This window comes from Pseudomonas sp. GW821-FHT09H03 (genome assembly GCF_059415945.1).
This window is the reverse complement of sequence record NZ_JBWKOF010000018.1, coordinates 91,129-116,143: the sequence shown is the minus strand read 5'-3', so window position 1 is coordinate 116,143 and position 25,015 is coordinate 91,129. Positions and strand designations below refer to the sequence as shown.

Sequence of the window (25,015 nt, the reverse complement as noted above, 5' to 3'; positions counted from 1 at the left end):
ACCGAGTGGTGGGGCAAGAGCCTTTTGGTTACTTTTGGGCTCTTCCAAAAGTGACTCGCTGTAAGAGCGAAACCATAGGTGGCCGTTACCGCAGCAATGGATATCCCCCCAATCCAGTTCTTAACAACACCATGCTTAAGTGAACAGCATTACCGCAATACCGGGGCTTTTTGTTGCGCGTTGGATTATTGCGCGACGGGCAAACCGCGATCGCGCGCCACACGTATGCGGTAGAACAGGTAGATGATCACCACCCACACCGGGATGGCGATGACCGAGGCCCGAATGCCCGGAATCATCCACATCACGCAAATGATCATGGCCATGAACGCCAGGCACAGGTAGTTGCTGTAGGGAAACCAGAACGACTTGAAGCCCGGAACGATGCCTTGCTGGCCCATGCTTTTGCGAAACTTCAGATGGGTCAGGCTGATCAGCGTCCAGTTGATCATCAACGAGGCGACCACCAGGGCGAACAGCAACTCCAGCGCTTCATGGGGCGCCAGGTAGTTGACCAGCACCGACAGCATGGTGATCAGCGCCGAGATGCCCAGCGCCCGCAGTGGCACGCCCTGTTTGTTCAGTTTCATCAGCGACTTTGGTGCGTCGCCCTGTTCGGCCAGGCCGTAGAGCATGCGGCTGTTGCAGTAGACGCCGCTGTTGTAGACCGAGAGCGCCGCGGTGAGCACCACGAAGTTGAGGATGTGCGCGGCGGTGTCGCTGCCGATCAGCGAGAAGATCTGTACGAACGGGCTGCCACCGTAGGCATCGCCGGACGCGCCGAGGGTCTGCAGCAGTTGATCCCAGGGGTACAGCGACAGCAGCACGGTGAGGGCGCCGACGTAGAAGATCAACACGCGATACACCACCTGGTTGATCGCCTTGGGAATCACCTTCCTCGGTTCGCTGGCTTCAGCTGCCGTGATGCCGACCAGTTCCAGGCCGCCGAAGGAAAACATGATGAACGCCATCGACATCAGCAAGCCGGTGGTGCCGTTGGGGAAGAATCCGCCGTGGCTCCACAGGTTACTGACCGACGCCTGCGGCCCGCCGGTGCCGCTGAACAGCATGTAGCAGCCCAGGACGATCATGCCGATGATTGCCACGACCTTGATGATCGCGAACCAGAACTCCATCTCGCCGAAGACTTTGACGTTCATCGTGTTGATCAGGTTGACCAGCACGAAGAACACCGCGGCGCTGACCCAGGTCGGGATCTCGGGCCACCAGAACTGCACGTACTTGCCCACGGCCGTCAGCTCGGCCATGCCCACCAGAACGTACAGCACCCAGTAATTCCAGCCGGACAGGAAGCCGGCATAACCGCTCCAGTACTTGTGGGCGAAGTGACTGAAGGAACCGGCCACCGGCTCTTCGACAATCATCTCGCCCAACTGGCGCATGATCAGGAAGGCGATGAACCCGGCAATCGCATAACCGAGGATCATCGACGGCCCGGCCGACTTGAGTACGCCCGCAGAGCCGAGGAACAGCCCGGTGCCAATCGCCCCGCCCAGGGCGATCAGTTGAATATGCCGATTCTTCAACCCCCGCTTGAGCGTTCCCTGTTGCAAGATTTCATCCGCCATCTCGATCCCTTCTGGTTATTGTTGTCAGGCCTGATTTGAAAGATCAGATATTACTCTCGGTGAACTTTTCGTAATACAGGTGAACGCTGTCCAGTGCCTGGGTCTGCAACCAGTCCTTGATCGACTCGACCATCGGCGGTGGCCCGCAGACGTACATGTCGACCGGCGCGTCGCGCAATTCGCTGAGGTCGAAATGCTCGGCAATGTAGCCGCGCTTGCCCGTCCACTGCGGCGAAGGGTCGCTGACCACTTCGGTGTAGCGAAACCCCGGAAGGCGTTCGGCGTAGGCCTCGATCCGTGCGCGTTCGCACAGGTCGGCAGCGTCGCGCACGCCGTAGTACAGGTGCACCGGCTGCGCGCAAGCGCGTTCGGCGAGGTCGTCGAGCATGCCCAGCAGTGCCGACAGCCCGGTTCCGCCCGCCACCAGGATCAGCGGTTTGGCCACATGCCGCAGATAGAAGGCACCCAGAGGGGCCTCCAGCATGATTTCGTCGCCCACCTGACAGCGTTCACGGATGTAGTTGCTCATGACGCCGTCGGGCAACAGGCGAATCAGAAATTGCAGTTGATTGTGTTCACTTGGCCGATTGGCAAACGAATAGGAACGCTTGCTGTCGGTCCCGGGAATCGACAAACGGGCGTACTGCCCCGGCAGAAAATCCAGCGGGGTGGTCGTACCGAGGTCCAGGTGCAGGATCGCGGTGCTGGCAGAAATCTGCCTGACGTCGGTCACCTTCGCGCTCAGTTGTGCCGGACCCGAGGCGTTGCACAGGCTGGAAGCGAAGTCGAAATAGAACGCCGCATCGGATTTGACCCGGGTCTGGCAGGTGAGCATCTTGCGCTGCTGCAGGTCCAGGCTCGAGAGCGCTTCCTCGTCGACGTAATCCTGGCTGTAGTCACCCGACTCACAGCGCCCCTGGCAGGTGCCGCAGACGCCTTCGCGGCAATCCAGGGGAATATTGATGCCGTTGCGCAGGGCGGCGTCGAGCAGGATTTCGTTGGGTTGTACGGGAAAGAACAGGGTTTTTCCGTCGGCAAAGCTGAACGCTACTTTGTGATTCATGCCTCGGTCTCCAGGGGCTCAGAGGTGGTAGAAGTCGAGTACCGAGTTGATGGTGTCGTTAAGCAGCAGCACATGCTTGCGGCTGATCAGCCAGCTGTCGGCGTGAGGCTTGAGCCGGTAGGTCGCGCGGCCATAGAACTGCTCGGAGGTAGCCAGGCGATAGAACAGCGTGTGCCAGTTCAGGCGCACCTCCAGTTCACCGCCCTCGAGTTCGCTGATCCGCACGTTGTTGATCAAATGCAGGGTGCGCGGCATCGGCGTCGAGGACGCGGACTTGCCGGTGCGCAGGCGGAACACGCGATCTTCCAGGCCGGAACGGTTGGGGTAGTAGATCAGCGACATTTCGCGTTTGGGGTCGCGGGTGTAGACGTGTTCCGAGTCCCATTGCGGCAGGTGGAATTCACTCTGCTCGTCGAACAACTTGATGTAGGCGTCCCAGTCCTGGGCATCGCACAGTTCGGATTTTCGGTAGAAGAACTGTTCGATCTGGTACTGCAATTGCGCATTCATCATTGCACCTCACGGAGTTTCAGGGATTTCGCGTCCAGGCCGTCGAGCAGGAATTTCTGCCAGTTGCCGTGCTGGTTGACGTAAAGCCCTTCGTGGGTGAATTCGGTGCCGGTCATGGCCGGGGCAATGCCGATCGCCTCGCTGTTGGGCGTGGCGCCGGTGGCCCATTGATGATTGCCACGGGAAATGTCGCTCCAGCGCTCCAGGCGCGCCTGGAAACCGCGCTGGGCTTCACGAAATTCCACCAAGTCGTCCGGAGTGCCCAGGCCCGACACGTTGAAGAAATCCTCGAACTGGCGAATGCGGTTTTCGCGGTCGGCGTCCGACTCGTTTTTAACCCCGATGCACTGGCTGATGATCTCGGTCTTGTTCCAGGCCACCGGGCGAATGATGCGCAGTTGCGAGCTGATCTGGTCGAGGAAAAACAGGCTCGGATAGATGTTCAGGTTGCGCAGGCGATGCATCATCCATTCGGCCTTTTCCTGGCCGTGTTCTTCGACCAGTCGCGGCATGATGGTGGCATAGCCCGAGCGTACCGTCGGGTTCGGCATGTCACTGAACAACACACTGTGACCGTTGTTGAAGGCGAACCAGCCGTCATCGGTATTGGCATCGCCGGCACCGAGCTTGCTGTAGTCGAGGGTACTGCCGTTGCCGGTGCCGTTCTCGCTGTTGACCTGCTGGCGATGCTGCACCGTGGCCACATAGTTGTAGTGCACGGTGCTGACGTGATAGCCGTCGAGACCGTTTTCGTTCTGCAGTTTCCAGTTGCCATCGTAGGTGTAGGCCGACTTGCCGGGCAGCACTTCCAGCTCACCGGTGGGCGATTGGGCGACCATCATGTCGAAGAACACCTTGGCGTCGCCGAGGAAGTCTTCCAGGCTGTTGTCGGCGTGGACATCGAGGCTGATGAACACGAAACCCTTATAGCTCTGGATGCGGGCTTTTTTCAGGCCGCGTGTCGCCTTGTCGAAGCCTTCCGGATATTCGCCAGGCGCCTTGACCTTCACCAGGCGCCCGTCGCTCTTGTAGCACCAGGCATGGAACGGGCAGGTGAAGGTCGACTGGTTGCCCTTGCCGACGCGGGTCAGGGTTGTGCCCCGATGCTGGCAGGCGTTGATCAGTGCGTTGAGCTGACCCTCGCCGTCGCGGGTGATGATCATCGGCTGACGGCCGGCGCGCATGGTGACAAAGTCGTGGTTATTGGCCAGCTCGCTTTCATGACAGGCGTAGATCCAGTTCTTCTCGAAGATCAGTTCCATCTCCAGGTCGAACAACTGCGGCTCGGTGAACATGTCACGGGCAATGCGGAACACACCATCTACCGGACGGAAGTCCAGGCAGCCTTCAATAAACGCTTTCCACTGCTCGACGTTTTTTTCGCCACTCATGGGGGGTGTACCTGTTTTTGTATTGGGGCTAATCGGTGTGCGCATTAGAGGGAGTGGGGCGGGTGGGGGTCTATCCGGTTTGTCGGCGAAGGCAGTCCGTATAATTTGTGGGGTAACACGCGCGGGGTATCACGCTGTGCAGCGACTACCCAAACCGCGCATCAAACGATGAACGGCTGCCCCTGTTTGCAACAATGAGGTACTGTTTCGCACAACCTCGAGTGCCTGTTGGGGGGCGTTCATCGGCTGCTTTATCCGCATAGTCGAGGATTGCTATCCACTTGGTTGGCGCCGGGGTTTCATGGCTTGGAACTTGCCTTCTCCACGCCTGAGACGCGCCGTCAGAGCGCGCTGAAAAATAGCCTGTGGGTGCACCGTGATGAACAGCAAAACCGATCCGCAGTGTCGCGACATTCGTGTCGACAGCGATGATCTTGAGGCCGCGAGAAACTGGATGTCCGGTATTTGCGGGCCGCATCGACTCGTGAGCACGACGCCCGAGCGAATCCGCTTCCATCACAGCGCCAACATGTTCAAGTCGATGGCCACGACCCTGGGCACCATCGAGTACGGCACCGATGTCACCATCGATATCGAAGACGCCGAGCACTTCAGCAGTTACAGCCTGAGCTTGCCCCTGGTGGGCGAGCAGGAGTTGAGCAAGAACGGCAGTGTGCTGAGATCTGACCGCGACCAAGGCGTGATTATTTCCCCGAATGAAAACCAGCTGCTGGCGATCTCCGGCGACTGCCGCAAGGTCCAGGTGGTGATCACCCGCGTCGCCATGAGCGAGTCCCTGCAAGGCCTGCTGCAGCGGCCGCTGGACGCGCCGCTGCGCTTCGAGCCGGTGATGGATGCGGTCGATGGTGCGTCGGCCTCGTGGTGGCGTATGGCGCGTTATTTCATCACCGAGCTGGAACGCAGCAGCGAGCTGTACGAGCAAGTGGCGTTCACCCGGGATATTGAGAGCTCGCTCATCAAAGGCCTGATCCTCGCTCAGCCGAATAATTATTCAGAGGAGTTGCGGGAGGTGCTGGGCGTGAAGTTGCCCCATTACCTGATCCGGGCTCGGCAATACATTCACGACAATGCTCGCGAGGCCTTGCATCTGGAGGACATCGAGCTCGCTGCCGGGGTTTCGCGCTTCAAGCTGTTCGAGGCGTTCAAGAAGTACTTCGCTCTGTCGCCAATGGTCTACCTGAAAAAATACCGCTTGAACGGCGTGCGCCAGGAGATCCTCGAGCACGGCTCGGTGCGCAATATTTCCGAAATCGCCATGGGCTGGGGCTTCACCCATCTGGGGCGTTTTTCCGCCGAGTACCGCAAGCTGTTCGACGAATCCCCAAGCATGACCTTGCAGCGCAATGAAGCCCGGCGCATGCGGGGCTTCTGAGCGAACCCTGTGGGAGCGGCCTTGCTCGCGAATGCGCAGGTCCAGTGAACATTGGTGTCAACTGACACTCCCTCTTCGCGAGCAAGCCCGCTCCCACAGGTTTGGCAGTGCGTTGCTCCCTTACTTGCGCACCACCAGGTCCAGCAACTCGTCGCGCTCCTTGATTTTCTGCAGGACTATTTCCGAGCGGATATCAGTGACCCCCGCCGTGCGGTTCAAGTGATTGACGATGAAATCGGAGAAGTGTTTGAGGTTGCGCGCCTGGACCCGCAACACATAGTTGCTCGCGCCCGTAATCACGTACGCGGTGATCACTTCCGGCCACGACTGGACCTTCTTGATAAAGGTCTCGTGCCAGTCCTCGATGTCCTGTCGCAATGACACATGGACGATGGCTTCCAGCTCGATTCCCAGCCGCTCGGCATTCAGCACGGCGCGATAGCCACAGATGATTCCCTCGCTTTCCAGCAGGCGCAATCGGCGTAGACAGGCCGACGGCGACAGGGCGACTTTCTCTGCCAGTTCCTGGTTGCTGATACGGCCATCCTGTTGCAGTTGATGGAGGATTCGCAGGTCTGTCGAGTCGAGATTCATGGCTGGTGTAAATCCGCGTTTATAGGAGTTGTATTCGAATTTTATGCGAAACAACTACCCTATGGCCGCTTACTTTGCACGAAAATTCTGCAAGTCATCGTTCATTATCTCTCCACGGAAAAGGGCCGGAAACGCCCGTAAAAACGCTACGACCTTCAAAGAACAGGACACCCGATGACAACAAGAAACGATTGCCTGGAGCTTGATGCCCAGGACACTCTCGCGCCGCTACGCCAGCAGTTTGCGCTACCCGACGGTGTGATTTATCTCGATGGCAATTCGCTGGGCGCACGCCCCGTCGCGGCGTTGGCGCGTGCTCAGGAGGTGATCGCCCAGGAGTGGGGAAATGGCCTGATCCGCAGCTGGAACAGTGCCGGTTGGCGCGATCTTTCCGAGCGTCTGGGTAACCGATTGGCCGGGCTTATTGGTGCCCGCGACGGCGAAGTGGTGGTGACCGATACCACCTCGATCAACCTGTTCAAGGTGCTCAGCGCTGCGTTGCGCGTGCAGGCCACACGTTCGCCAACTCGACGGGTGATCGTGACCGAAGCCAGTAACTTCCCCACAGACCTGTACATCGCCGAAGGTCTGGCCGACATGCTTCAGCAGGGCTACACCTTGCGCCTGGTCGACAGCCCGCAAGAGTTGCCGCAAGCGATTGACCAGGACACGGCGGTGGTGATGCTCACCCACGTCAATTACAAGACGGGCTACATGCACGACATGCAGGCCCTCACGGCTCTGACCCACGAGTGTGGGGCGCTGGCCATCTGGGACCTGGCGCATTCCGCTGGCGCGGTGCCTGTCGACCTGCATCAGGCGGGCGCCGACTACGCCATCGGCTGCACCTACAAGTACCTCAATGGCGGTCCGGGTTCGCAGGCGTTTGTCTGGGTGTCGCCGCAGTTATGCGATCTGGTGCCGCAGCCGCTGTCGGGCTGGTTCGGCCATTCGCGACAGTTTGCAATGGAGTCTCGCTACGAGCCGAGCAGCGGCATTGCCCGTTATCTGTGCGGCACCCAGCCGATCACTTCATTGGCAATGGTCGAGTGCGGGCTGGACGTGTTCGCCCAGACTGACATGGCCAGCCTGCGCCGCAAATCCCTGGCCCTGACGGACCTGTTCATCGAATTGGTCGAACAGCGCTGCGCAGCTCACGAATTGAAGCTGATCACTCCGCGCGAGCACGCCAAGCGTGGCAGCCACGTCAGCTTCGAACACCCTGAAGGTTATGCGGTGATCCAGGCCCTGATCGAGCGGGGTGTGATTGGTGACTACCGCGAGCCGCGGATCATGCGTTTCGGCTTTACCCCGCTATACACGACCTTCACCGAGGTTTGGGATGCGGTGCAGATCCTTGGCGAGATTCTCGATGAGAAAACCTGGGCGCAAGCGCGATTCCAGGTCCGCCACAGCGTCACCTGATACTTGCGATGTCGACGTCCGGCTGCCGTTTTTTGCGCGCAGCAGGGCTTCGGCCGCCGTCCAACAAGAGTTCTGTGCAATCACAATAATAAGGAGCACGCAGAATGAGACTTTCCCTCTGGCCCGCCTTGCCGTTGGCCATCAGCAGTTGCCTCGGGCAAATGGCCTATGCCGACGCAGGCAACGGATTCGTCGAAGACAGCAGCCTGACCCTGACCAACCGTAACTTCTATTTTTATCGCAACAACCTCAACAACCCTGGCGGGCAGAATTATCGGGATGAATGGGCTCACGGGATCATGCTCGATTACCGCTCCGGGTACACCCAGGGAACCGTAGGGTTCGGGGTCGATGCCTACGCGCAATTGGGCATCAAGCTCGACAGTGGCAAGGGACGCACGGGCACGGGCTTGCTGCCCGTCGATTCCGATGGTAACCCCGAGGACGAGTATTCCGAAGCGGGTGGCGCGGTGAAGGCGCGGATATCCCGGACCGAGCTCAAGTACGGCAACCTGACCCCACTCAACCCTGTGTTCGGTACTGGTAATGCACGACTGTTCACCAGCGTGGCCACCGGTTTTCAGCTGACCAGCAATGAACTCAAGGCCTTGCAACTGGACATCGGTCATTTCACCGCCGGCAACGACAGCAATTCGACCAACGCCGATGGCGCACTCAAAGCGCTGTACGCTGGCGTGGAAACCCGCAGCGTCGATTATCTGGGCGGCAGTTACGCCCTGAACGATCAACTGAGCGTCAGCCTGTACGGTTCGCAGTTCACCGATATCTGGCGGCAGTACTACGCCAACAGCAATTACACCTTTATCCTCAGCGAAGGCCAGTCGCTGAACCTGGATTTCAATATTTACCGCACCCTCGACGATGGCCAGCGCCTTGCCGGCAAGATCGACAACACCACCTGGTCGCTGGCCAGCGCGTACAAGTTCGGCGCCCATCGATTGACCCTGGCGTATCAACAGGTCGATGGCAATGAACCGTTCGATTACCTGGGTTTCGACCAGCAGCCGGGCACGTCGATTTTCCTCGCCAACTCGGTTCAGGTGCTCGACTTCAACGCCCCCAACGAACGCTCATGGCAACTGCGTTATGACCTGGACATGGCGCCGTTCGGCGTGCCGGGCCTGAGCTTCATGTCGCGCTACGTCAGCGGTGACCATATCGACGACCGCCATTACGACGGCGGTCCCAACGGCGCCTATGGGCGCTACGGCGATGACGGCAAGCGCTGGGAACGCGACATCGAAGCGCGCTACGTCGTGCAGTCGGGCAAGGCCAGGGACCTCTCGGTGCGGGTACGCCAGGCCAGTGTGCGTTCGACCGCCCAAGTGGCCCGGGCTGATACCACGGACAACAACGAAGTGCGCGTCATCATCGAGTATCCACTGAGTATTTTCTGATCCGTGTGCTGCTGTGCGTGGCTGATCCCCACCGTAAAAACCAAGACGTGCTCTTCAAGAAAGACAATATTCAGAGGACATAAAAATGACCGATAACGCCGGTTTTGAAACGATATCCAACCGTGAACAGGGTCTGCGGCGTCAGCTGACGTCCGGGCAGATGAGCATGATCGCCATTGGCGGTGCGATTGGCACCGGACTGTTCATGGGCAGTGCCTACGCGATTGGCTATGCCGGGCCGAGCGTGCTGCTCAGCTACGCCATCGGCGCGATCATCACCTTGCTGCTGATGGGTTGCCTGGCGGAAATGACCGTGGCCCATTCGACCTCCGGTTCGTTCGGTGCCTACGCCGAATTTTATGTCAGCCCCCTGGCCGGGTTCCTGGTGCGTTATGCCTATTGGGCAGCGATCGTGCTGGCGGTCGGTACGGAAGTGACGGCGGTGGCGATGTACATGAAGTACTGGTTTGCCAACGTGCCGGAGTGGGTGTGGATCATCTCGTTCTCCAGTGTGCTGATTGTGCTCAATGCCATCAGCGTGAAGACGTTTGGCACTTTCGAATACTGGTTCTCGACCATCAAGATCGGCGCGATTGTCGGCTTCATCATTCTCGCTGTGTATGTGGTGTTCGGTTCCGGCAACCCGGAATACGGCGTGCACAACTACACCGCCCACGGCGGCTTTTTCCCCAATGGCCTGCAAGGCATGTGGATCGCGGTCATCGTGTCGATCTTCAGCTACCTGAGCGTGGAGATGATCGCGGTGGCCGCCGGTGAGGCGCAGGACCCGGAACAAGCGGTGAAGAAAGCCTTTCGCGCGACCATCGTGCGGCTGGTGGTGTTCTACCTGCTGACCCTCGCGCTGATGCTGGCGATCGTGCCTTGGGTGCAGGCCGGTCACGCGCAGAGCCCGTTCGTCACGGTGATGCAGGCCATCGGCATTCCCGGCGCTACCGGGGTGATGAATTTCGTGATCCTGATCGCCGCGCTGTCGGCGATGAACAGCCAGTTGTACATCACCACGCGCATGATGTTCAGCCTGTCCCGTGGCGGTTACGCACCCAAGTCCATGGGCAAGTTGAGCAAGACCGGGATTCCGCTCAATGCCCTGTTGTTGTCGAGCTCGGGCATTGCCCTGGCGACGTTGCTCAACATCCTGTACCCGGAAAGCTCGTTCACCTTGATGATGGCGATCTCCATGTTCGGCGCCATCTTCACCTGGTTCATGATCTTCCTGACCCACTACTGTTTCCGCCGTTATCACCAGCGCCACGGCGAACGCAAACTGTCGTTCCGCATGCGCCTGTTTCCTTACACGACATTGCTGGGGTTGGTGCTGATGGGCGCGGTGATGATCACCACCTACTTCACCGAGGCCTTCAAGATGACCCTGGTGTTCGGCGTGCCGTTCCTGGTTCTGCTGACGGTGGTCTATGGTCTGTTTTTCAGAAAGCCAAAGCCGGCCTCACTCAGTGCGCAAGGCTTCGAACAGCGCTCTGGCATAGCCGGGCAGACCAGTGAATGAACGGGCGCACAGCAGTAGTTTTCGCTGTGCCCAGTCCTCCTTCAACGCGAAGCTTTTGAGCGGTTGATCCAGCGCCCGGCGCTGGATCGCCGCCAGCGGCACGATGGCCAGCCCGGCACCGCGAGCGACCATGCGAATCACCCCGTCGAAGCCTTCCGCACGGATGCGGATCTGCATGCGCATACCTGCGTGCAACGCCTGTTCTTCGAGGTACACCGCCAGTGCGCTATTGGCGGCCAGTCCCACGTAATCGTGCTGCAAGGTATCGCTGAAACCCGGCGGTTTGCCGGCGGCCAGGGGATGCCCGGGCGGCATGATCAGCACCAGCGGATCGTCGCGAAAGGGCAAGGTCTGGAGGCTCTGGGCGTCCACCGCGTCGGAGACGATACCGAGGTCTGCTGCACCCTGGCGCAAGGCGTGGGTGATGCGCGTGCTGGGCAATTCCTGCAGGTCGATGTCGAGGTTGGGGTGCTCGCGCAGGAAATCGCCGAGCAATTCCGGCAGGTATTCGGTGATCGCCGTGGTGTTGCACAGCAACCGTACCTGGCCTTTGACGCCTTTTGCATATTCGGCGAGGTCCTGCTGCATGCTTTCGGCTTGTTGCAGCAGGCCCCGGGCGTGCTGTGCCAGGGCTTTGCCGGCAGGCGTCGGCGTTACCCCGCGACGGCCGCGTTGCAGGAAATCAGTACCAAGTGACGCTTCCATCGCGCGGATTCGCGCACTCGCCGCTGCCAGTGATAGATGACTGCGCGCGGCGCCGGCGGTGATGTTGCCGGTGTCGAGGATGTGCAGGTAGAGGCGCAGGTCGGTCAGGTCGAAGTGCATTGGTACAGCCTCAAGAGGTGTGTTGTCTGCACGGACGCCTTCGCGAGCAAGCCCGCTCCCACAGTGGATCTGTGAACGACACAAATTCCATGTGGGAGCGGGCTCGCTCGCGAAGGGACCAGCAGCAACAACGAATATGCAAGCCTCTGTATAAACAAGAGGCAGCCTAAGTATATGGCAGATTTTCAATCAATCCCCGCGGGCTCACCATAGCCCCATGAATACACTCTCGGCGTTTTATCAGAATCTCGGATTGGCCCTTTCGCTGTTGGTTGTCGGCACCTTTGTACTGGCCGGCATGATCAAGGGCGTGATCGGTCTCGGCCTGCCGACCATCGCCATGGGCCTGCTCGGTCTGGCTATGGCTCCATCGCAGGCTGCCGCCTTGTTGATCATTCCGGCGACCCTGACCAACGTTTGGCAACTGGCCTTCGGCGGGCATCTGCGCGGGTTGCTCAAGCGACTGTGGCCGATGCTGCTGGCGATTTTCATTGGCACGGGGGCGGGGACACTTTGGATCGGCATGGCGGGCGGGCACTGGGTGGTGCGGGGATTGGGGGCAGCGCTGCTGCTCTATGCGCTGAGCGGTTTGTTCCTGCCGACCCTGCGTGTTGACGCTCGCCATGAGCGCTGGCTCGGGCCTGTGTGCGGTGTGGTGACGGGCGTCATCACCTCGGCCACCGGCGTGTTCGTGATTCCGGCGGTGCCCTATCTGCAAGCACTGGGGTTGAGCAAGGACGAACTGGTGCAGGCGCTGGGCCTGTCGTTCACCGTCTCGACACTCGCCCTGGCCGCCGGGCTGTTATGGCGCGGCGCCCTCGGTGGCGGCGAGTTGAGTGCGTCGCTGCTGGCGCTGATTCCGGCGGTGCTCGGGATGTGGCTGGGGCAATGGCTGCGCCAGCGGATCAGCGCCGTGCTGTTCAAACGGGTGTTCTTCATTGGCCTGGGCTTGCTCGGCGGCCATTTGTTGATCAGCGGCTAGCGGACGACGGGCTGATCATCTCGATGGCACGAATGTCGAAATCCCGTTCCAGGTATTGATCACGCTGTTCGAGGAACTGCTTCATGTGCGGCAGGTTGGAGTGCACATCCAGGTGCGCCTGGGATTGCCAGATCTCATAGAAGATAAACAACGTCGGGTCCTGTTTGTCGCGCAGCATGTGGTATTCGATGCAACCGGGCTCGGCGCGGCTCGCTTCCACGTGTCCGCTGAAAAACGCTTCGAAGGCGTCGGATTTTTCCGGGCGGGTCTTGGCGTGCAGGATGAAGCCTTGGATTTCACTCATCAAAATGTCCTCAACGTCAGAATGGAGGCGATTGTAATGCAACAATCGCCGGTTGATTCGTGCGTTTTGGTCAAATGAATTTTGCTTGTTCCTGTCTTATTCCGCGCGAGTCGGATCGATACTCTGCCGCCATCGAATTCCAGACCTTGTGAGACCTTCCATGAAAAAAGTCCTGTTGCTCAATGGTGGCAAGAAATTCGCCCATTCCGATGGTCGCTACAACGCTACCCTGCATGAAGCCGCGCTGAGCGTGCTGGACCGCGGTGGTATGGACGTTAAAACCACCTTTATTGACGAGGGTTACGACGTCGCCGAAGAAGTGGCCAAATTCCTCTGGGCCGACGTGATCATTTATCAGATGCCGGGCTGGTGGATGGGCGCGCCGTGGACCGTGAAGAAGTACGTGGACGAAGTCTTCACCGAAGGCCATGGCAGCCTGTATGCCAGCGATGGCCGCACCCGTTCCGACGCATCGCAGAAGTACGGCAGCGGCGGCTTGATCCAGGGCAAGCAGTACATGCTGTCGTTGACCTGGAACGCACCGCAGCAAGCCTTCGACGATCCGACCGACTTCTTCGAAGCCAAGGGCGTGGACGCGGTGTACTTCCCGTTTCACAAGGCCAACGAGTTCCTTGGCATGAGCGGTTTGCCGACGTTCCTGTGCGTGGACGTGATGAAACGCCCGAACATCGAAGCGGATGTGGCGCGGTATGAGCAGCATTTGACCGAGGTGTTTGGCCTGTCCGCCTAAGCGTTTCAGGCTACTATCGACTTCTATTGCTCCTGTCGCATGGGGCGTTTTGTGACGAGGGGGCTTGTCGGACCGCCGCACCGCCCCGTTCGGCGGTGAAGCCGTCGTAGATTCGGTGAACGCGGTTCATATGAAACACCGCTTTTAACGGTTTTGGGTCCGCTTCGCGCACCAACGGGGGCAAGCCCCCTCGCCACAGGGCTATCGATAAGGGACACACGTGAAAGCCAGATCCGATGAGTTGCAGATATTCGTCTGTGTGATTGAATGCGGGTCGATTTCTGCGGCGGCCGAGCAGGTCGGGCAAACGCCTTCGGCGATCAGCCGCACGCTGTCGCGGCTGGAAGCCAAGCTCGAAACCACGTTGATCAACCGCACCACGCGGCGCATGGACCTGACCGAGGAGGGCAGGTATTTCTTCGAACACGCCAAGCTGATTCTCGATCAGATGGATGAACTCGAAGAACGCCTGTCCTCCCGCCAGCAAACGCCGTCCGGCCGTCTGCGGATCAACGCCGCTTCCCCCTTCATGCTGCATGCCATCGTGCCCTACATTGATGAGTTCCGCAGGCTCTACCCGGACATCCAGCTCGAACTCAACAGCAACGACCTGATTATCGATCTGCTGGAACAGAGCACCGACATAGCCATCCGCATCGGCACCCTGACCGACTCCACCCTGCATGCCCGCTCCCTGGGGTGCAGCCCGCTGCATATCGTTGCCAGCCCGGCTTACCTGGAGGCCCACGGTACGCCGACTGCCGTGGCCGATCTGGCCAACCATACGCTGCTCGGGTTCACTCAGAACGAAGGCCTCAACCAATGGCCCCTGCGTTATGTTCATGGTGACCGCTGGCCGATCCAGGCTTCGATCAGCGCGTCCAGCGGCGAGACCATTCGCCATCTGGCGCTGGAAGGCCAGGGCATCGCCAGTCTGTCGCACTACATGACCATTGGAGACATTCGTGCCGGGCGTCTGAAAGTGCTGCTGGCCGGGTTCAACAGTGGTTATCGCCAGCCAATCAACGCGGTGTACTACCGCAACTCGCAACTGGCCCTGCGCATTCAGTGCTTCCTGGACTTTATCCAGGGCAAGTTGGCGGAATATGCCAACGCCGATTTCCAGGGCGTGCTTTGAGTTCGCTTTAGACTGCGTCATTGTTCATCGCGAGCAGGCTCGCTCCCACAATTGATCATCGCAGGCCACATATTTTGTGTGAGACGAAAAACCACTGTGGGAGCCTGCTCGCGATGGCATTTGTGCAGGCGCATGAACTGGCCGGGCCATCCGCAATTCCGTAACATCCGCACAATCTTTTCTCGCTACTCCTGCGTGCGGTTCCCCACATGAAAGCAAAACGTCTACGCGCCGATGTACTGGCCGGACTCACCACTTCGTTCGCCCTGCTGCCCGAATGCATCGCGTTTGCCCTGGTGGCTCACCTCAATCCGCTGATGGGGCTCTACGGCGCATTCATCATTTGCACCCTCACCGCGCTGTTCGGCGGGCGGCCGGGCATGATTTCCGGGGCGGCCGGGTCGATGGCGGTAGTGATCGTCGCGCTGGTGGTGCAGCACGGCGTGCAATATTTGCTGGCCACGGTGTTGCTGGGCGGCTTGATCATGATGGCGTTCGGGCTGCTCAAGCTTGGCAAACTGGTGCGCATGGTCCCGCATCCGGTGATGCTCGGCTTCGTCAACGGCCTGGCGATCATCATTGCGCTGGCGCAACTGGAACACTTCAAGAGCGGTGAAGCCTGGTTGAGCGGCACACCGCTGTACATGATGATCGGCCTGGTCGCGGTGACCATGGCTGTTGTCTATGTGTTGCCGCGCCTGACCCGCAGCGTTCCGCCGGCACTGGTGGCGATTCTTGGCGTCGGCCTGGCGGTTTATCTGCTCGGCCTGCCAACCCGCACCCTGGGCGATATGGCGCACATTGCCGGCGGCTTGCCGACCCTGGCCCTGCCGGACATCCCGTGGAACCTGGAAACCCTACGCATCGTCGCGCCGTACGCGATTCTGATGGCGCTGGTCGGCCTGCTGGAAACCCTGCTGACCCTGAACCTCACCGACGAAATCACCGAGAGCCGGGGCTACCCGGATCGCGAGTGCGTGGCGCTGGGGGCGGCGAACCTGGTGTCCGGGGCGTTCGGTGGCATGGGCGGTTGTGCAATGATCGGCCAGACCGTGATCAACCTCAGTTCCGGGGGGCGCGGGCGCTTGTCCGGCGTAATCGCGGGGGTGTCGATTCTGCTGTTCATCCTGTTCCTGTCGCCGCTGATCGAGCGTATCCCGTTGGCCGCGCTGGTCGGGGTGATGTTCGTGGTGTCGCAGCAGACGTTCGCCTGGGCCTCGCTGCGGGTGCTGAACAAGGTGCCGCTCAATGATGTGCTGGTGATCATCGCGGTCACGGTGGTCACGGTATTCACCGATCTGGCCACGGCGGTGCTGTGCGGCATCATCATTGCGGCGCTGAATTTTGCCTGGCAGCAGGCCCGGCAGCTTTACGCCGACAGTCATCTGGAGAGTGACGGCAGCAAGCTGTACCGGGTGCACGGCACGCTTTTCTTCGCCTCCACCACGCCGTTCCTCAATCATTTCGATCCGGCCAACGACCCGGCGCAGGTGACCCTGGATTGTCAGCACTTGAGCTTTGTCGACTATTCGGCCATCGCCGCGCTGGACACCCTTCGCGAGCGCTACACCAGGGCCGGCAAGCACCTGCGGGTGCTGCACTTGTCCGAGCGCTGCAAGAAGCTGCTCAAGCGTGCCCGGGTGCATCACGACTGAGTAACCGTATGAGGGCGACAATCACTTGCCGGCGGGAGACTGACATGCAGTACGACACGCTGATTCGCAATGCTCTGGTCATCGATGGCAGCAACAGCCCTGGCTATCGTGCCGACGTGGCGATCCTGAACGGCCGCATTCAACGCATTGGCGACCTGCACGATGCACGCGCCGGCGAGGAAATCGACGCCACCGGCCAGGTGCTGGCACCCGGCTTCATCGACGTGCACACCCACGATGACACAGTGGTCATCCGTCAGCCGCAGATGCTGCCCAAGCTCAGCCAGGGTGTGACCACGGTCATCGTCGGCAACTGCGGGATCAGCGCCTCGCCGGTGACTTTGCGCGGCGATCCGCCCGACCCGATGAACCTGCTCGGTAGCGCCGCCGCGTTTGTTTATCCGACCTTCAGCGACTACCGCGCGGCGGTTGAAGCGGCGAACACCACGTTGAACGTCGCGGCCCTGGTTGGCCACACAGCGCTGCGCAGCAATCACCTGGACGACCTGTTTCGCACCGCCAGCGCGCAAGAAATCGCGGCCATGCGCGGTCAGTTGCGCGAGAGTCTGGAGGCCGGCGCGCTGGGCTTGTCCACAGGCCTGGCCTACGCCAGCGCCTTTTCGGCGTCGACCGATGAGGTGATGCAACTGACGGAAGAATTGACGGCATTCGGGGCGGTCTACACCACCCATCTGCGCAGCGAATTCGAACCCGTGCTGGAAGCCATGGACGAAGCGTTCCGCATTGGCCGTCACGCGCAAGCCCCGGTCATCATTTCCCACCTCAAATGTGCCGGTGCCGGTAACTGGGGGCGCAGTCCACAGCTGTTGGCGTCGCTGGAAGAGGCGGCGAAAAACCACCCGGTGGGTTGCGACTGTTATCCCTACGCCGCGAGTTCTTCGACCCTGGACCTCAAGCAGGTCACCGATGCCCATCGCATTACCATCACCTGGTCGACGCCCCACCCGGAAATGGGCGGCCGCGACCTGATGGACATCGCTGCCGAGTGGGCTGTGCCATTGCTCGATGCCGCTCGCCGGCTGCAACCAGCGGGCGCTGTGTATTACGGGATGGATGAGGCGGACGTACGCCGCATCCTTGCGCATCCGCTGTCGATGGTCGGCTCTGACGGTTTGCCGGAAGACCCGTTTCCCCACCCACGTTTGTGGGGCGCGTTTCCACGGGTGCTCGGACATTTCAGCCGCGACGTGGGACTGTTTCCATTGCACACCGCCGTACACAAAATGACCGGCCTGTCGGCGGCACGCTTCGGCTTGAAGGGCCGGGGAGAAATCCGTGAAGGTCATTGGGCCGATCTGGTGTTGTTCGATCCGGTGACTGTTCGTGACGTTGCCGACTTCAGCGATCCGCAGCGGGCGGCGCAGGGTATTGAAGGGGTATGGGTTAACGGCGTATTGAGTTACCGCGACGGCCAGGCCAACGGGAGCAGGGCGGGGCGGTTCCTGGCGCGGGAGGGCGATTTGCGTGGCGGTTTTCAGTGAGATTTCGAGTGTTGCGTCACAATGATGGCATTTTGCAACTAAAGAATGGCGCTTTTAAGCCGACTCGCTGACATCAAGCCCGGCTACACTGCGGGCTTTCATTGTCTGGGAGCAACCCGATGAGCTTCGGTAAAACCACTCCAATCCTGCGCATTTTCGATGAAGCCAAGGCAGTGGAGTTCTACGTCGACTTCCTGGGGTTCAAGATCGACTGGCAACATCGATTCGAAGCGAATTTCCCGCTGTACCTGCAAATCTCCCGTGGCGAATGTGTGCTGCACTTGTCCGAACACCATGGCGACAGCACACCGGGTTCTGCGCTGCGGATCGAGACGGATGAGCTGGAGAAGTTTCAGCAGCAGCTGCTGGCCAAGGAGTACAGGTTTGCCCATCCACAGATTCAGGCCATGCCGTGGGGCAGCCAGGACATGACCATTGCCGACCCGTTTGGCAATCGGTTGGTGTTCACTAACGCGATCAGTCTCTGAGCCTGAAAGCCCCTCACCCTAGCCCTCTCCCAGGGGGAGAGGGGACCGACCGAGGTGTCTTGCGTCATACATCGACCTGGAATACCGAGTCGATTATGGATTCACGACGGGAGTTTCAGATCGATGTACATCCCGAATACCTCACGGTCGGGCTCCTCTCCCTGACGGAGGGACTGGGCGACCCGCAGCATCGAGTCGATTATGGATTCACAACGGGATTGTCAGAACGATGTTCATCCCGAGTGTCTGACGGTCGATCTCCTCTCCCTGAGGGAGGTACTGACCGACCTGCAGCATCAAGTCGATTCTGGATTCACAGCCAAATTTTCAGGTCGATGTACATCCAGAGCATCTCACCGTCGGCTCCCTCTCCCTCCGGGAGAGGGCTGGGGTGAGGGGGGCGGGCACCCTGGTGACAACATGGACCACTCAGTCGCTACCACATCCCTGCACCCGATGGCTCTGCCGAAACTCCCCGGGCGGTACCCCGCGTCGGCTCTTGAACGTGCGGTGAAACGAGCGGGGTTCGGTGAAACCCAGGTACTGGGCGATGTCCTGAATCGGCAGGTTGCTGTTGAGCAGGTAATGCTCGGCCAGCTCCTGGCGCAGGTCGTCGAGGATCTGCTGGTAAGAAGTACCGGCCAGGTGCAACTGGCGTTGCAGCGTGCGCACCGACACGGCGAGATGCTCGGCCACCTGCTCCTTGCGTGGCAGACCTTCCTTGAGCAATTTTCGCAGGATGCTTTTGACCCGCTGTTGCAGCGAGGCATCCTCCAGGGTCGCCATCAAGCCCATGGCATGTTCTTCCAGGGTGCGCAGCAATTGCGCATCGGCCTGGCGCAAGGGCAACTGCAAATACGGCAACGGCACAATCAGCGCCGAATAAGGCTGGTCGAACAGCACCGGACAGTCGAAGAACTGCTCGTACTGCGCCAGCGTCGTGTCGGCCGGGCGTGCATGCTCCAGCCAGACGGCGGCCGGCGACATTTGCGTGTCGGCGATCCAGCGCGCGTATTGCAGCCAGGAACCGAGCACGTTTTCCACCAGGTGCCGGCGAATTCGCGGGCGCTGATGGCGGCATGTCCAGATCAGGTGCACCTCGCTGCCTTGTACCTCGGCGCGGCTGACGCCCATGTCTCCCACCAACTTCTCGAACGGCATGATGCGGCTCATGGCGTCGCCCAGTGTCGCGCAGTTCATGGTGATGTAACCCAGCACGCTCCAGGAGTTGGGCAGCACAAAATGCGCGGCGTTGAGACCGAACAGCGGATCGCCCGAGTGTTCGCAGAAATAATCGAGCAAGCGTTCATGGGCTTCACCCGGCAACCGCAGGCTGTTGTCACTCAACTGCTGTGCCTGCAACCCGGCCGCCGCCAACGCAGGCTCGATGGCCATGCCCAGTTGTTCGGCATGACGCAGGTACTTGAGCAGCGGCGGAACTGAGGTGAAGCCCAGGGATTGCATGATCGTATTCCTTTGATCAAGGCCCGCGTGCGCGGATGAATGCCCTGAAAGGTAATTTGAAACCACGGCTAAAGTAAATGGCTGACGCCTGCTCGACGTTTGACTCAATTGGCTACTCGAACTGGCCGGATGCGACCGTGACACTTTCGGACGGCTCACTAGTATGGGGGCCTGAAAAATATCACTGACAAGAACCGTAAAAGGACACACGCATGCGACGCTGGAACGGCTGGGGAGATGCAACTACGGTGGTCGAACTGCCGGCCCAGGGCGCGAGCTTTCTCGCCCAGCGACTGGGTGAAGGTCGAGCGCTGCCCGATGCAACGCTCGAGGCGGCAATGGCCCGCGTACCGGAGTCGCGGCTGCAGGAGCACCCCTTGTACAGCGTCGATGCCCATGATCGTCTGCTGCATGCCCGGGGCCAGAGCCTGCCGGACTGGCTGGCATTGCGTGAAGGCGCGCTGGGCAATTATCCCGACGCCGTGGCCTTTCCCGAAAGCGCCGAACAGATTCGCCAATTGCTGACGCTCGCCCATGAGCAGGACCTGTGCCTGATCCCTTATGGCGGCGGCACCTCGGTGGCCGGGCACATCAATCCACCGAGCTCCGCGCGGCCGGTGGTCACGGTTTCGCTGGCGCGCATGAATCGCCTGCTGGACCTCGACGAACAGAGCCTGCTGGCCACTTTCGGCCCCGGTGCCAGTGGGCCGCAAGTAGAAAGTCAGTTGCGCGCCCGTGGCTACACTCTGGGCCATTTTCCGCAGTCGTGGGAGCTCTCGACCCTGGGCGGTTGGGTCGCCAGTCGTTCCAGTGGCCAGCAGTCATTGCGTTACGGGCGCATTGAGCAACTGTTCGCCGGCGGCACGCTGGAAACCTTTGCCGGGCCGCTGGAAATTCCCACCTTCCCGGCCTCGGCGGCCGGTCCTGATCTGCGCGAGGTAGTGTTGGGCTGTGAGGGCCGGTTCGGGATCATTTCCCAGGTCAAGGTGCGCATCAGCGCACTGCCTGCCGACGAACGCTTCTACGGGGTGTTTTTGCCCGATTGGACCAAGGCACTGCAAGCCATCCGCCAGTTGGCCCAGGCGCGCGTGCCGCTGTCGATGCTGCGCTTGTCCAACGCCGTGGAAACCGAAACCCAGCTGGCGCTGGCCGGTCACCCGCAGCAGATCGCCTGGCTGGAAAAGTATCTGGCCCTGCGCGGTGCCGGTGAAGGCAAGTGCCTGCTGACGTTCGGCGTGACCGGTAATCGCCGACAAAACGCGCTGTCCCTGAGTCAGGCTCGCAAGCACCTCAAGTCGTTCGGCGGGGTGTTTACCGGCACTTTGCTTGGAAAGAAGTGGGCACAGAACCGTTTTCGCTTTCCCTACCTGCGCGAAAACCTGTGGAACGCCGGTTACGTGGTGGACACCCTGGAAACGGCCACCGACTGGAGCAACGTCGATAATCTCCTCACTCTGATCGAAAACAGCCTGCGCGACGCCTTGGCGGCCGAAGGCGAGCGGGTGCATGTCTTCACCCACCTGTCCCATGTCTACGGTGAAGGGTCGAGCATCTACACCACCTATGTGTTTCGCCCGGCGGCGGACTATCCCGCCACCCTGGCGCGCTGGCAGGCACTCAAGCAGGCGGCCAGCCAGACCATCGTCGACAACCACGGCACCATCAGCCACCAGCATGGCGTGGGCAAGGACCACGCGCCGTACCTGCTACGCGAGAAAGGTGTGCTGGCGATGGACACTTTGCAGGCGCTGAGTCGGCACTTTGATCCGGCCGGGCGACTGAACCCTGGCACGTTGTTGCAGGAGTGACGGCCATGAGCCTGGACTGGAACGCCGCCTGGCGCCAACAGGTATTGCCGACGCTTGCGGATGAAACCTGGGACCTGATCGTCATCGGCGGCGGCATCAGCGGCGCCGGTATCCTGCGCGAAGCCGCGCGCCGTGGCTGGCGCTGCCTGTTGCTGGAACAGCGTGATTTTGCCTGGGGCACCTCCAGTCGCTCCTCGAAAATGGTCCATGGCGGCTTGCGTTACATCGCCAAGGGCCAGTGGCGCCTGACCCGCGATTCGGTCCGCGAACGTCAGCGCTTGCTCGACGAAGCACCGGGGCTGGTGGAGCCGATGAGTTTCATGATGGCGCATTACCGTGGCGGCCTTCCCGGACCACGGGTGCTGGGTGGCTTGCTGTCGATCTATGACGCATTGGCCGGGCGGCGCAGCCATCGCTTCCATGACGCGCAACACCTGCGTTATCTGGCGCCGGGAGTGAAGGAAGATGACCTGCTGGGCGGCACCTGTTTTGTCGATGCGCTGACTGATGATGCCCGTCTGGTGATGCGCGTATTGGGTGAGGCCCGGGCCGACGGCGCCGTGGTGCTCAACGGCGTGCGCGTGCAGCAATTGCTGCGTGAAGCGGGGCGGGTTTGCGGGGTTCAGGTCGAGGATTGCGAGGGCGGCGGGTTACTGACATTGCGTTGTGGTGTGCTGGCCGTGGCCACCGGTGCGTGGGCCGAGCGCTTGCGCCTGCCCGACACCCCTCGCCAGTTACGGCCGTTGCGTGGCAGCCATTTGTTGTTGCCGGGCTGGCGCTTGCCAGTGGCGCAAGCCTTCACCTTTCTGCACGAGTGCGACCGTCGTCCGGTATTCGTTTTCCCTTGGGAGGGCGCCACGGTGGTCGGCACCACGGACCTTGATCATCATGAGGATCTGGACCAGAGCGCGAGCATTAGTTCCGACGAGCTCGACTATCTGCTGGCTGCCTGCAACCAGCAATTCCCCCAGGCAGAGGTGGGCGCGACCGATGTGCTGTCGACCTGGTCGGGGGTGCGTCCGGTGGTGGGCAGCACTGGGGGTGAACTCAAACCGTCGAATGAAACCCGTGAGCATGTGCTGTGGCAGGAACCAGGATGCGTGACCCTGGCCGGCGGCAAGCTGACCACTTTTCGCCCGCAGGCCATCGAAGTGCTCAAGGCTTGTGCGGCCATGCTCGAGCGTCCGTTCAATGAAGATGCCGCGCCGGTGTTTGCTGTCGTGCCGCCGCTGGTGATACCGGGGCTCAGCGCCAACCAGTGGCGCCGCCTGGCCGGGCGGCATGGCCGTGATCTGCCGAGACTGGCGATGCTGATCGCAGAGTTGGGCCATGACAGTGTCGGTGCCACCGACACCTTGTGGGCGGAACTGGCCTTTGCCTGTGATGCGGAAATGGTCCTGCACCTGGATGACCTGCTGCTGCGCCGAACCCGCCTGGGTCTGTTATTGCCTCGCGGCGCCGAGGATCACTTTGATGCCATCCGCCGACTCTGCCAGCCGCGACTGGGCTGGGACGATGAGCATTGGCTGCGCGAGCAGCAGCGTTATCGGGCGTTGTGGCAACGCCATCACGGTTTGCCGAATGCCACGCATTGATGCCCATTGAAGAGAGCTCCATGGATAACCACCCGAACAAGCGTTACCTGCTGGCCATCGACAATGGCACCCAGAGCGTGCGCGCACTGCTCTTCGACCTGCAGGGCAATCTGCTGGGCAAAGGCAAGGTCGAGTTGCAGGCCTATTACTCGACCCAACCTGGCTGGGCCGAACAAGACCCGGAATATTACTGGGCGAAACTGGGTGAGGCTTGCCAGTTGTTGTGGCAGCAGACCGGCATCGATCGTTCACAGATTGCCGGCGTGTCCCTGACCACCCAGCGCGGCACCGTGATCAACGTCGATGCCCAAGGCAAGCCGTTGCGACCGGCAATCCTGTGGCTCGATCAACGCCAGAGTGAAGTCGAAGGCGGCATCAAGGGACCGTGGGGCTGGCTGTTCAAACTGGTCGGTGCGCAGGCCACCGTGGACCACTTTCGCGCCCAGGCCGAGGCCAACTGGATCGCCCGCCACCAGCCTGAAGTCTGGGCGGCGACGGACAAGTTTTTGCTGCTCTCGGGGTTTCTCACCCATCGTCTGTGTGGACGTTTTGTCGACTCCGTAGGCTGTTGCGTCGGTTACCTGCCGTTCGACTTCAAGCGCTTGCGCTGGGCCGCGCCCTCCGACTGGAAATGGCAGGCGCTGGCGGTGCGCCCCGAGCAACTGCCGAGCCTGCACAAGCCCGGTGAAACCCTGGGCTACATCAGTGCCCAGGCCAGCCGCCACACCGGCATTCCCGAGGGTCTGCCGCTGATCGCCGCGGGTGCCGACAAGGCTTGCGAAGTGGTGGGTTCCGGCGTCGTCGACCCAGGCACTGTGTGCCTTTCCTACGGCACCACGGCGACCATCACCAGCACCCGGTCGCGCTATCTTGAAATCGTCCCGTTGATTCCGCCTTACCCGTCTGCGGTACCGGACCAGTACAACTGCGAGGTGATGATTTATCGCGGCTACTGGATGGTCAGCTGGTTCAAGAACGAGTTCGGTCTGCGGGAAATGCAGCAGGCCAAAGCCCAGGGCGTTGAGCCCGAGCAACTCTTCGATGCACTGGTCGACGCCGTGCCGCCCGGGTCCATGGGGTTGATGTTGCAACCTTACTGGTCGCCCGGCATCCGCGAACCGGGCGTTGAAGCCAAGGGCGCGATGATTGGCTTCGGCGACGTGCACACCCGTGCGCACATTTACCGGGCGATCCTCGAAGGTCTGGCGTATGCCTTGCGCCAGGGCATGGAGAAGATCGAGAAACGTTCGAGGCTCTCCGTCACGCGCTTGCGCGTGGCCGGTGGTGGCTCCCAGAGCGATGCCGCGATGCAACTCACGGCGAACATTTTCGGCCTGCCGGCCGAGCGACCGCACGTCTACGAAGCATCTGGCCTTGGGGCGGCGATTTGCTGCTCGGTGGGGCTGGGGCTGCACGCGGATTTCCCCACGGCGATGGCGGCCATGACCCGGGTTGGAGCGGTATTCATGCCGCAGCCCGAAGCGCAGCAGATCTATGAGCGACTGTACAGGGAGGTCTACCTGCGCATGTACCGACAGCTCAAGCCTCTGTACCAGAGCATCCGCAAAATCACCGGTTACCCCGCCTGAAAGAAC

At 60.8% G+C, this 25,015-nt stretch carries 21 protein-coding genes; 13 read left to right on the top strand and 8 right to left on the bottom strand.

The window, feature by feature from the left end; all coding sequences use genetic code 11:
- Positions 1 to 185 precede the first annotated feature (185 nt).
- Genes AC07OG_RS22760 through antA form a run of 4 tightly spaced genes read right to left on the bottom strand, consistent with a single transcriptional unit; the run spans position 186 to position 4,553 of the window.
- Positions 186 to 1,589, bottom strand: coding sequence for an amino acid permease (locus AC07OG_RS22760; RefSeq protein WP_495068155.1), 1,404 nt, complete (start codon positions 1,587 to 1,589; stop codon positions 186 to 188).
- A 43-nt stretch (positions 1,590 to 1,632) separates the two neighbouring features.
- A complete protein-coding gene (antC, locus tag AC07OG_RS22755) occupies positions 1,633 to 2,652 on the bottom strand; it encodes an anthranilate 1,2-dioxygenase electron transfer component AntC (RefSeq protein ID WP_495068154.1) in 1,020 nt (339 codons plus the stop codon).
- A gap of 18 nt (positions 2,653 to 2,670) precedes the next feature.
- Positions 2,671 to 3,162, bottom strand: a complete 492-nt coding sequence (gene antB, locus AC07OG_RS22750; protein WP_060541143.1) for an anthranilate 1,2-dioxygenase small subunit — start codon at positions 3,160 to 3,162, stop codon at positions 2,671 to 2,673.
- Entirely contained in the window at positions 3,162 to 4,553 is a 1,392-nt protein-coding gene (gene antA, locus AC07OG_RS22745) for an anthranilate 1,2-dioxygenase large subunit (protein WP_495068153.1), read from the bottom strand. The genes antB and antA overlap by 1 nt, the downstream gene beginning before the upstream one ends.
- Positions 4,554 to 4,932: 379 nt before the next feature.
- Here antA and AC07OG_RS22740 point away from each other — a divergent pair, with 379 nt between their 5' ends.
- Positions 4,933 to 5,946 carry an AraC family transcriptional regulator gene (locus AC07OG_RS22740; protein ID WP_060541145.1) on the top strand — a complete coding sequence of 338 codons (1,014 nt, stop codon included), beginning with the start codon at positions 4,933 to 4,935 and terminating at the stop codon, positions 5,944 to 5,946.
- Positions 5,947 to 6,066: 120 nt separating this feature from the next.
- Here the strand turns inward: AC07OG_RS22740 and AC07OG_RS22735 are convergent, their stop codons facing one another.
- Positions 6,067 to 6,540 carry an Lrp/AsnC family transcriptional regulator gene (locus AC07OG_RS22735; protein WP_495068152.1) on the bottom strand — a complete coding sequence of 158 codons (474 nt, stop codon included), beginning with the start codon at positions 6,538 to 6,540 and terminating at the stop codon, positions 6,067 to 6,069.
- A 174-nt stretch (positions 6,541 to 6,714) separates the two neighbouring features.
- Here AC07OG_RS22735 and kynU point away from each other — a divergent pair, with 174 nt between their 5' ends.
- The 3 genes from kynU to AC07OG_RS22720 all read left to right on the top strand — a co-directional run bounded on the left by kynU (position 6,715) and on the right by AC07OG_RS22720 (position 10,908).
- Complete coding sequence (kynU, locus tag AC07OG_RS22730; RefSeq protein ID WP_495068151.1) at positions 6,715 to 7,965, top strand: kynureninase; 1,251 nt, start codon at positions 6,715 to 6,717, stop codon at positions 7,963 to 7,965.
- 104 nt (positions 7,966 to 8,069) lie between these two features.
- Positions 8,070 to 9,383 (top strand): OprD family porin, encoded by a 1,314-nt coding sequence (locus tag AC07OG_RS22725; RefSeq protein WP_495068150.1) that lies wholly within the window; start codon positions 8,070 to 8,072, stop codon positions 9,381 to 9,383.
- An 85-nt stretch (positions 9,384 to 9,468) separates the two neighbouring features.
- Positions 9,469 to 10,908, top strand: coding sequence for an amino acid permease (locus AC07OG_RS22720; RefSeq protein WP_495068149.1), 1,440 nt, complete (start codon positions 9,469 to 9,471; stop codon positions 10,906 to 10,908).
- Here the strand turns inward: AC07OG_RS22720 and AC07OG_RS22715 are convergent.
- On the bottom strand, positions 10,849 to 11,733 hold the full coding sequence (locus AC07OG_RS22715) for a LysR substrate-binding domain-containing protein (protein WP_495068148.1): 885 nt from the start codon (positions 11,731 to 11,733) through the stop codon (positions 10,849 to 10,851). The two genes, AC07OG_RS22720 and AC07OG_RS22715, sit on opposite strands and share 60 nt — an antisense overlap.
- A gap of 217 nt (positions 11,734 to 11,950) precedes the next feature.
- Between AC07OG_RS22715 and AC07OG_RS22710 the strand changes: the two genes are divergently transcribed.
- Positions 11,951 to 12,715 (top strand): sulfite exporter TauE/SafE family protein, encoded by a 765-nt coding sequence (locus AC07OG_RS22710; protein ID WP_495068147.1) that lies wholly within the window; start codon positions 11,951 to 11,953, stop codon positions 12,713 to 12,715.
- Here the strand turns inward: AC07OG_RS22710 and AC07OG_RS22705 are convergent.
- Positions 12,705 to 13,019 carry a putative quinol monooxygenase gene (locus AC07OG_RS22705; RefSeq protein WP_218425472.1) on the bottom strand — a complete coding sequence of 105 codons (315 nt, stop codon included), beginning with the start codon at positions 13,017 to 13,019 and terminating at the stop codon, positions 12,705 to 12,707. The genes AC07OG_RS22710 and AC07OG_RS22705 overlap by 11 nt on opposite strands.
- A 160-nt stretch (positions 13,020 to 13,179) precedes the next feature.
- On the opposite strand from AC07OG_RS22705, the gene mdaB reads away from it, so the two are divergent.
- The 5 genes from mdaB to AC07OG_RS22680 all read left to right on the top strand — a co-directional run bounded on the left by mdaB (position 13,180) and on the right by AC07OG_RS22680 (position 18,553).
- On the top strand, positions 13,180 to 13,770 hold the full coding sequence (gene mdaB / locus AC07OG_RS22700) for an NADPH:quinone oxidoreductase MdaB (protein WP_060541153.1): 591 nt from the start codon (positions 13,180 to 13,182) through the stop codon (positions 13,768 to 13,770).
- Between the two features lie 220 nt (positions 13,771 to 13,990).
- Positions 13,991 to 14,908 (top strand): LysR family transcriptional regulator, encoded by a 918-nt coding sequence (locus AC07OG_RS22695; RefSeq protein ID WP_060541154.1) that lies wholly within the window; start codon positions 13,991 to 13,993, stop codon positions 14,906 to 14,908.
- Between the two features lie 209 nt (positions 14,909 to 15,117).
- On the top strand, positions 15,118 to 16,563 hold the full coding sequence (locus AC07OG_RS22690) for a SulP family inorganic anion transporter (RefSeq protein ID WP_218425474.1): 1,446 nt from the start codon (positions 15,118 to 15,120) through the stop codon (positions 16,561 to 16,563).
- Between the two features lie 44 nt (positions 16,564 to 16,607).
- A complete protein-coding gene (locus tag AC07OG_RS22685) occupies positions 16,608 to 18,065 on the top strand; it encodes an N-acyl-D-amino-acid deacylase family protein (RefSeq protein ID WP_495068146.1) in 1,458 nt (485 codons plus the stop codon).
- Positions 18,066 to 18,184: 119 nt separating this feature from the next.
- Positions 18,185 to 18,553 (top strand): glyoxalase superfamily protein, encoded by a 369-nt coding sequence (locus AC07OG_RS22680; protein WP_060541157.1) that lies wholly within the window; start codon positions 18,185 to 18,187, stop codon positions 18,551 to 18,553.
- Positions 18,554 to 18,982: 429 nt separating this feature from the next.
- Here AC07OG_RS22680 and gliR read toward each other — a convergent pair whose 3' ends face one another.
- Positions 18,983 to 20,017, bottom strand: coding sequence for an AraC family transcriptional regulator GliR (gene gliR / locus AC07OG_RS22675; protein ID WP_495068145.1), 1,035 nt, complete (start codon positions 20,015 to 20,017; stop codon positions 18,983 to 18,985).
- Between the two features lie 212 nt (positions 20,018 to 20,229).
- Here gliR and AC07OG_RS22670 point away from each other — a divergent pair, with 212 nt between their 5' ends.
- From AC07OG_RS22670 to AC07OG_RS22660, 3 genes are read left to right on the top strand one after another with little or no spacing between them, the layout of a single operon-like run.
- Positions 20,230 to 21,825 carry an FAD-binding oxidoreductase gene (locus AC07OG_RS22670; RefSeq protein ID WP_495068144.1) on the top strand — a complete coding sequence of 532 codons (1,596 nt, stop codon included), beginning with the start codon at positions 20,230 to 20,232 and terminating at the stop codon, positions 21,823 to 21,825.
- A 5-nt stretch (positions 21,826 to 21,830) separates the two neighbouring features.
- The gene (locus AC07OG_RS22665) at positions 21,831 to 23,420 is read left to right on the top strand and encodes a glycerol-3-phosphate dehydrogenase/oxidase (RefSeq protein WP_495068143.1); all 1,590 of its coding nucleotides are present in this window, start codon (positions 21,831 to 21,833) and stop codon (positions 23,418 to 23,420) included.
- A 20-nt stretch (positions 23,421 to 23,440) separates the two neighbouring features.
- On the top strand, positions 23,441 to 25,009 hold the full coding sequence (locus AC07OG_RS22660) for an FGGY-family carbohydrate kinase (RefSeq protein WP_495068142.1): 1,569 nt from the start codon (positions 23,441 to 23,443) through the stop codon (positions 25,007 to 25,009).
- The last annotated feature ends 6 nt before the right edge of the window (positions 25,010 to 25,015 follow it).

What these genes read in the sequence shown, in the direction of transcription:
- AC07OG_RS22690 (WP_218425474.1), top strand. Translation starts at nt 15,118, where the DNA reads ATGAAAGCAAAACGTCTACGCGCCGATGTACTGGCCGGACTCACCACT.
- AC07OG_RS22665 (WP_495068143.1), top strand. Translation starts at nt 21,831, where the DNA reads ATGAGCCTGGACTGGAACGCCGCCTGGCGCCAACAGGTATTGCCGACG.
- AC07OG_RS22705 (WP_218425472.1), bottom strand. Translation starts at nt 13,019, where the DNA reads ATGAGTGAAATCCAAGGCTTCATCCTGCACGCCAAGACCCGCCCGGAA.
- AC07OG_RS22670 (WP_495068144.1), top strand. Translation starts at nt 20,230, where the DNA reads ATGCGACGCTGGAACGGCTGGGGAGATGCAACTACGGTGGTCGAACTG.
- AC07OG_RS22725 (WP_495068150.1), top strand. Translation starts at nt 8,070, where the DNA reads ATGAGACTTTCCCTCTGGCCCGCCTTGCCGTTGGCCATCAGCAGTTGC.
- antB (WP_060541143.1), bottom strand. Translation starts at nt 3,162, where the DNA reads ATGAATGCGCAATTGCAGTACCAGATCGAACAGTTCTTCTACCGAAAA.
- AC07OG_RS22760 (WP_495068155.1), bottom strand. Translation starts at nt 1,589, where the DNA reads ATGGCGGATGAAATCTTGCAACAGGGAACGCTCAAGCGGGGGTTGAAG.
- AC07OG_RS22720 (WP_495068149.1), top strand. Translation starts at nt 9,469, where the DNA reads ATGACCGATAACGCCGGTTTTGAAACGATATCCAACCGTGAACAGGGT.
- AC07OG_RS22685 (WP_495068146.1), top strand. Translation starts at nt 16,608, where the DNA reads ATGCAGTACGACACGCTGATTCGCAATGCTCTGGTCATCGATGGCAGC.
- antA (WP_495068153.1), bottom strand. Translation starts at nt 4,553, where the DNA reads ATGAGTGGCGAAAAAAACGTCGAGCAGTGGAAAGCGTTTATTGAAGGC.
- kynU (WP_495068151.1), top strand. Translation starts at nt 6,715, where the DNA reads ATGACAACAAGAAACGATTGCCTGGAGCTTGATGCCCAGGACACTCTC.
- gliR (WP_495068145.1), bottom strand. Translation starts at nt 20,017, where the DNA reads ATGCAATCCCTGGGCTTCACCTCAGTTCCGCCGCTGCTCAAGTACCTG.
- AC07OG_RS22740 (WP_060541145.1), top strand. Translation starts at nt 4,933, where the DNA reads ATGAACAGCAAAACCGATCCGCAGTGTCGCGACATTCGTGTCGACAGC.
- antC (WP_495068154.1), bottom strand. Translation starts at nt 2,652, where the DNA reads ATGAATCACAAAGTAGCGTTCAGCTTTGCCGACGGAAAAACCCTGTTC.
- AC07OG_RS22680 (WP_060541157.1), top strand. Translation starts at nt 18,185, where the DNA reads ATGAGCTTCGGTAAAACCACTCCAATCCTGCGCATTTTCGATGAAGCC.
- mdaB (WP_060541153.1), top strand. Translation starts at nt 13,180, where the DNA reads ATGAAAAAAGTCCTGTTGCTCAATGGTGGCAAGAAATTCGCCCATTCC.
- AC07OG_RS22715 (WP_495068148.1), bottom strand. Translation starts at nt 11,733, where the DNA reads ATGCACTTCGACCTGACCGACCTGCGCCTCTACCTGCACATCCTCGAC.
- AC07OG_RS22710 (WP_495068147.1), top strand. Translation starts at nt 11,951, where the DNA reads ATGAATACACTCTCGGCGTTTTATCAGAATCTCGGATTGGCCCTTTCG.
- AC07OG_RS22660 (WP_495068142.1), top strand. Translation starts at nt 23,441, where the DNA reads ATGGATAACCACCCGAACAAGCGTTACCTGCTGGCCATCGACAATGGC.
- AC07OG_RS22735 (WP_495068152.1), bottom strand. Translation starts at nt 6,540, where the DNA reads ATGAATCTCGACTCGACAGACCTGCGAATCCTCCATCAACTGCAACAG.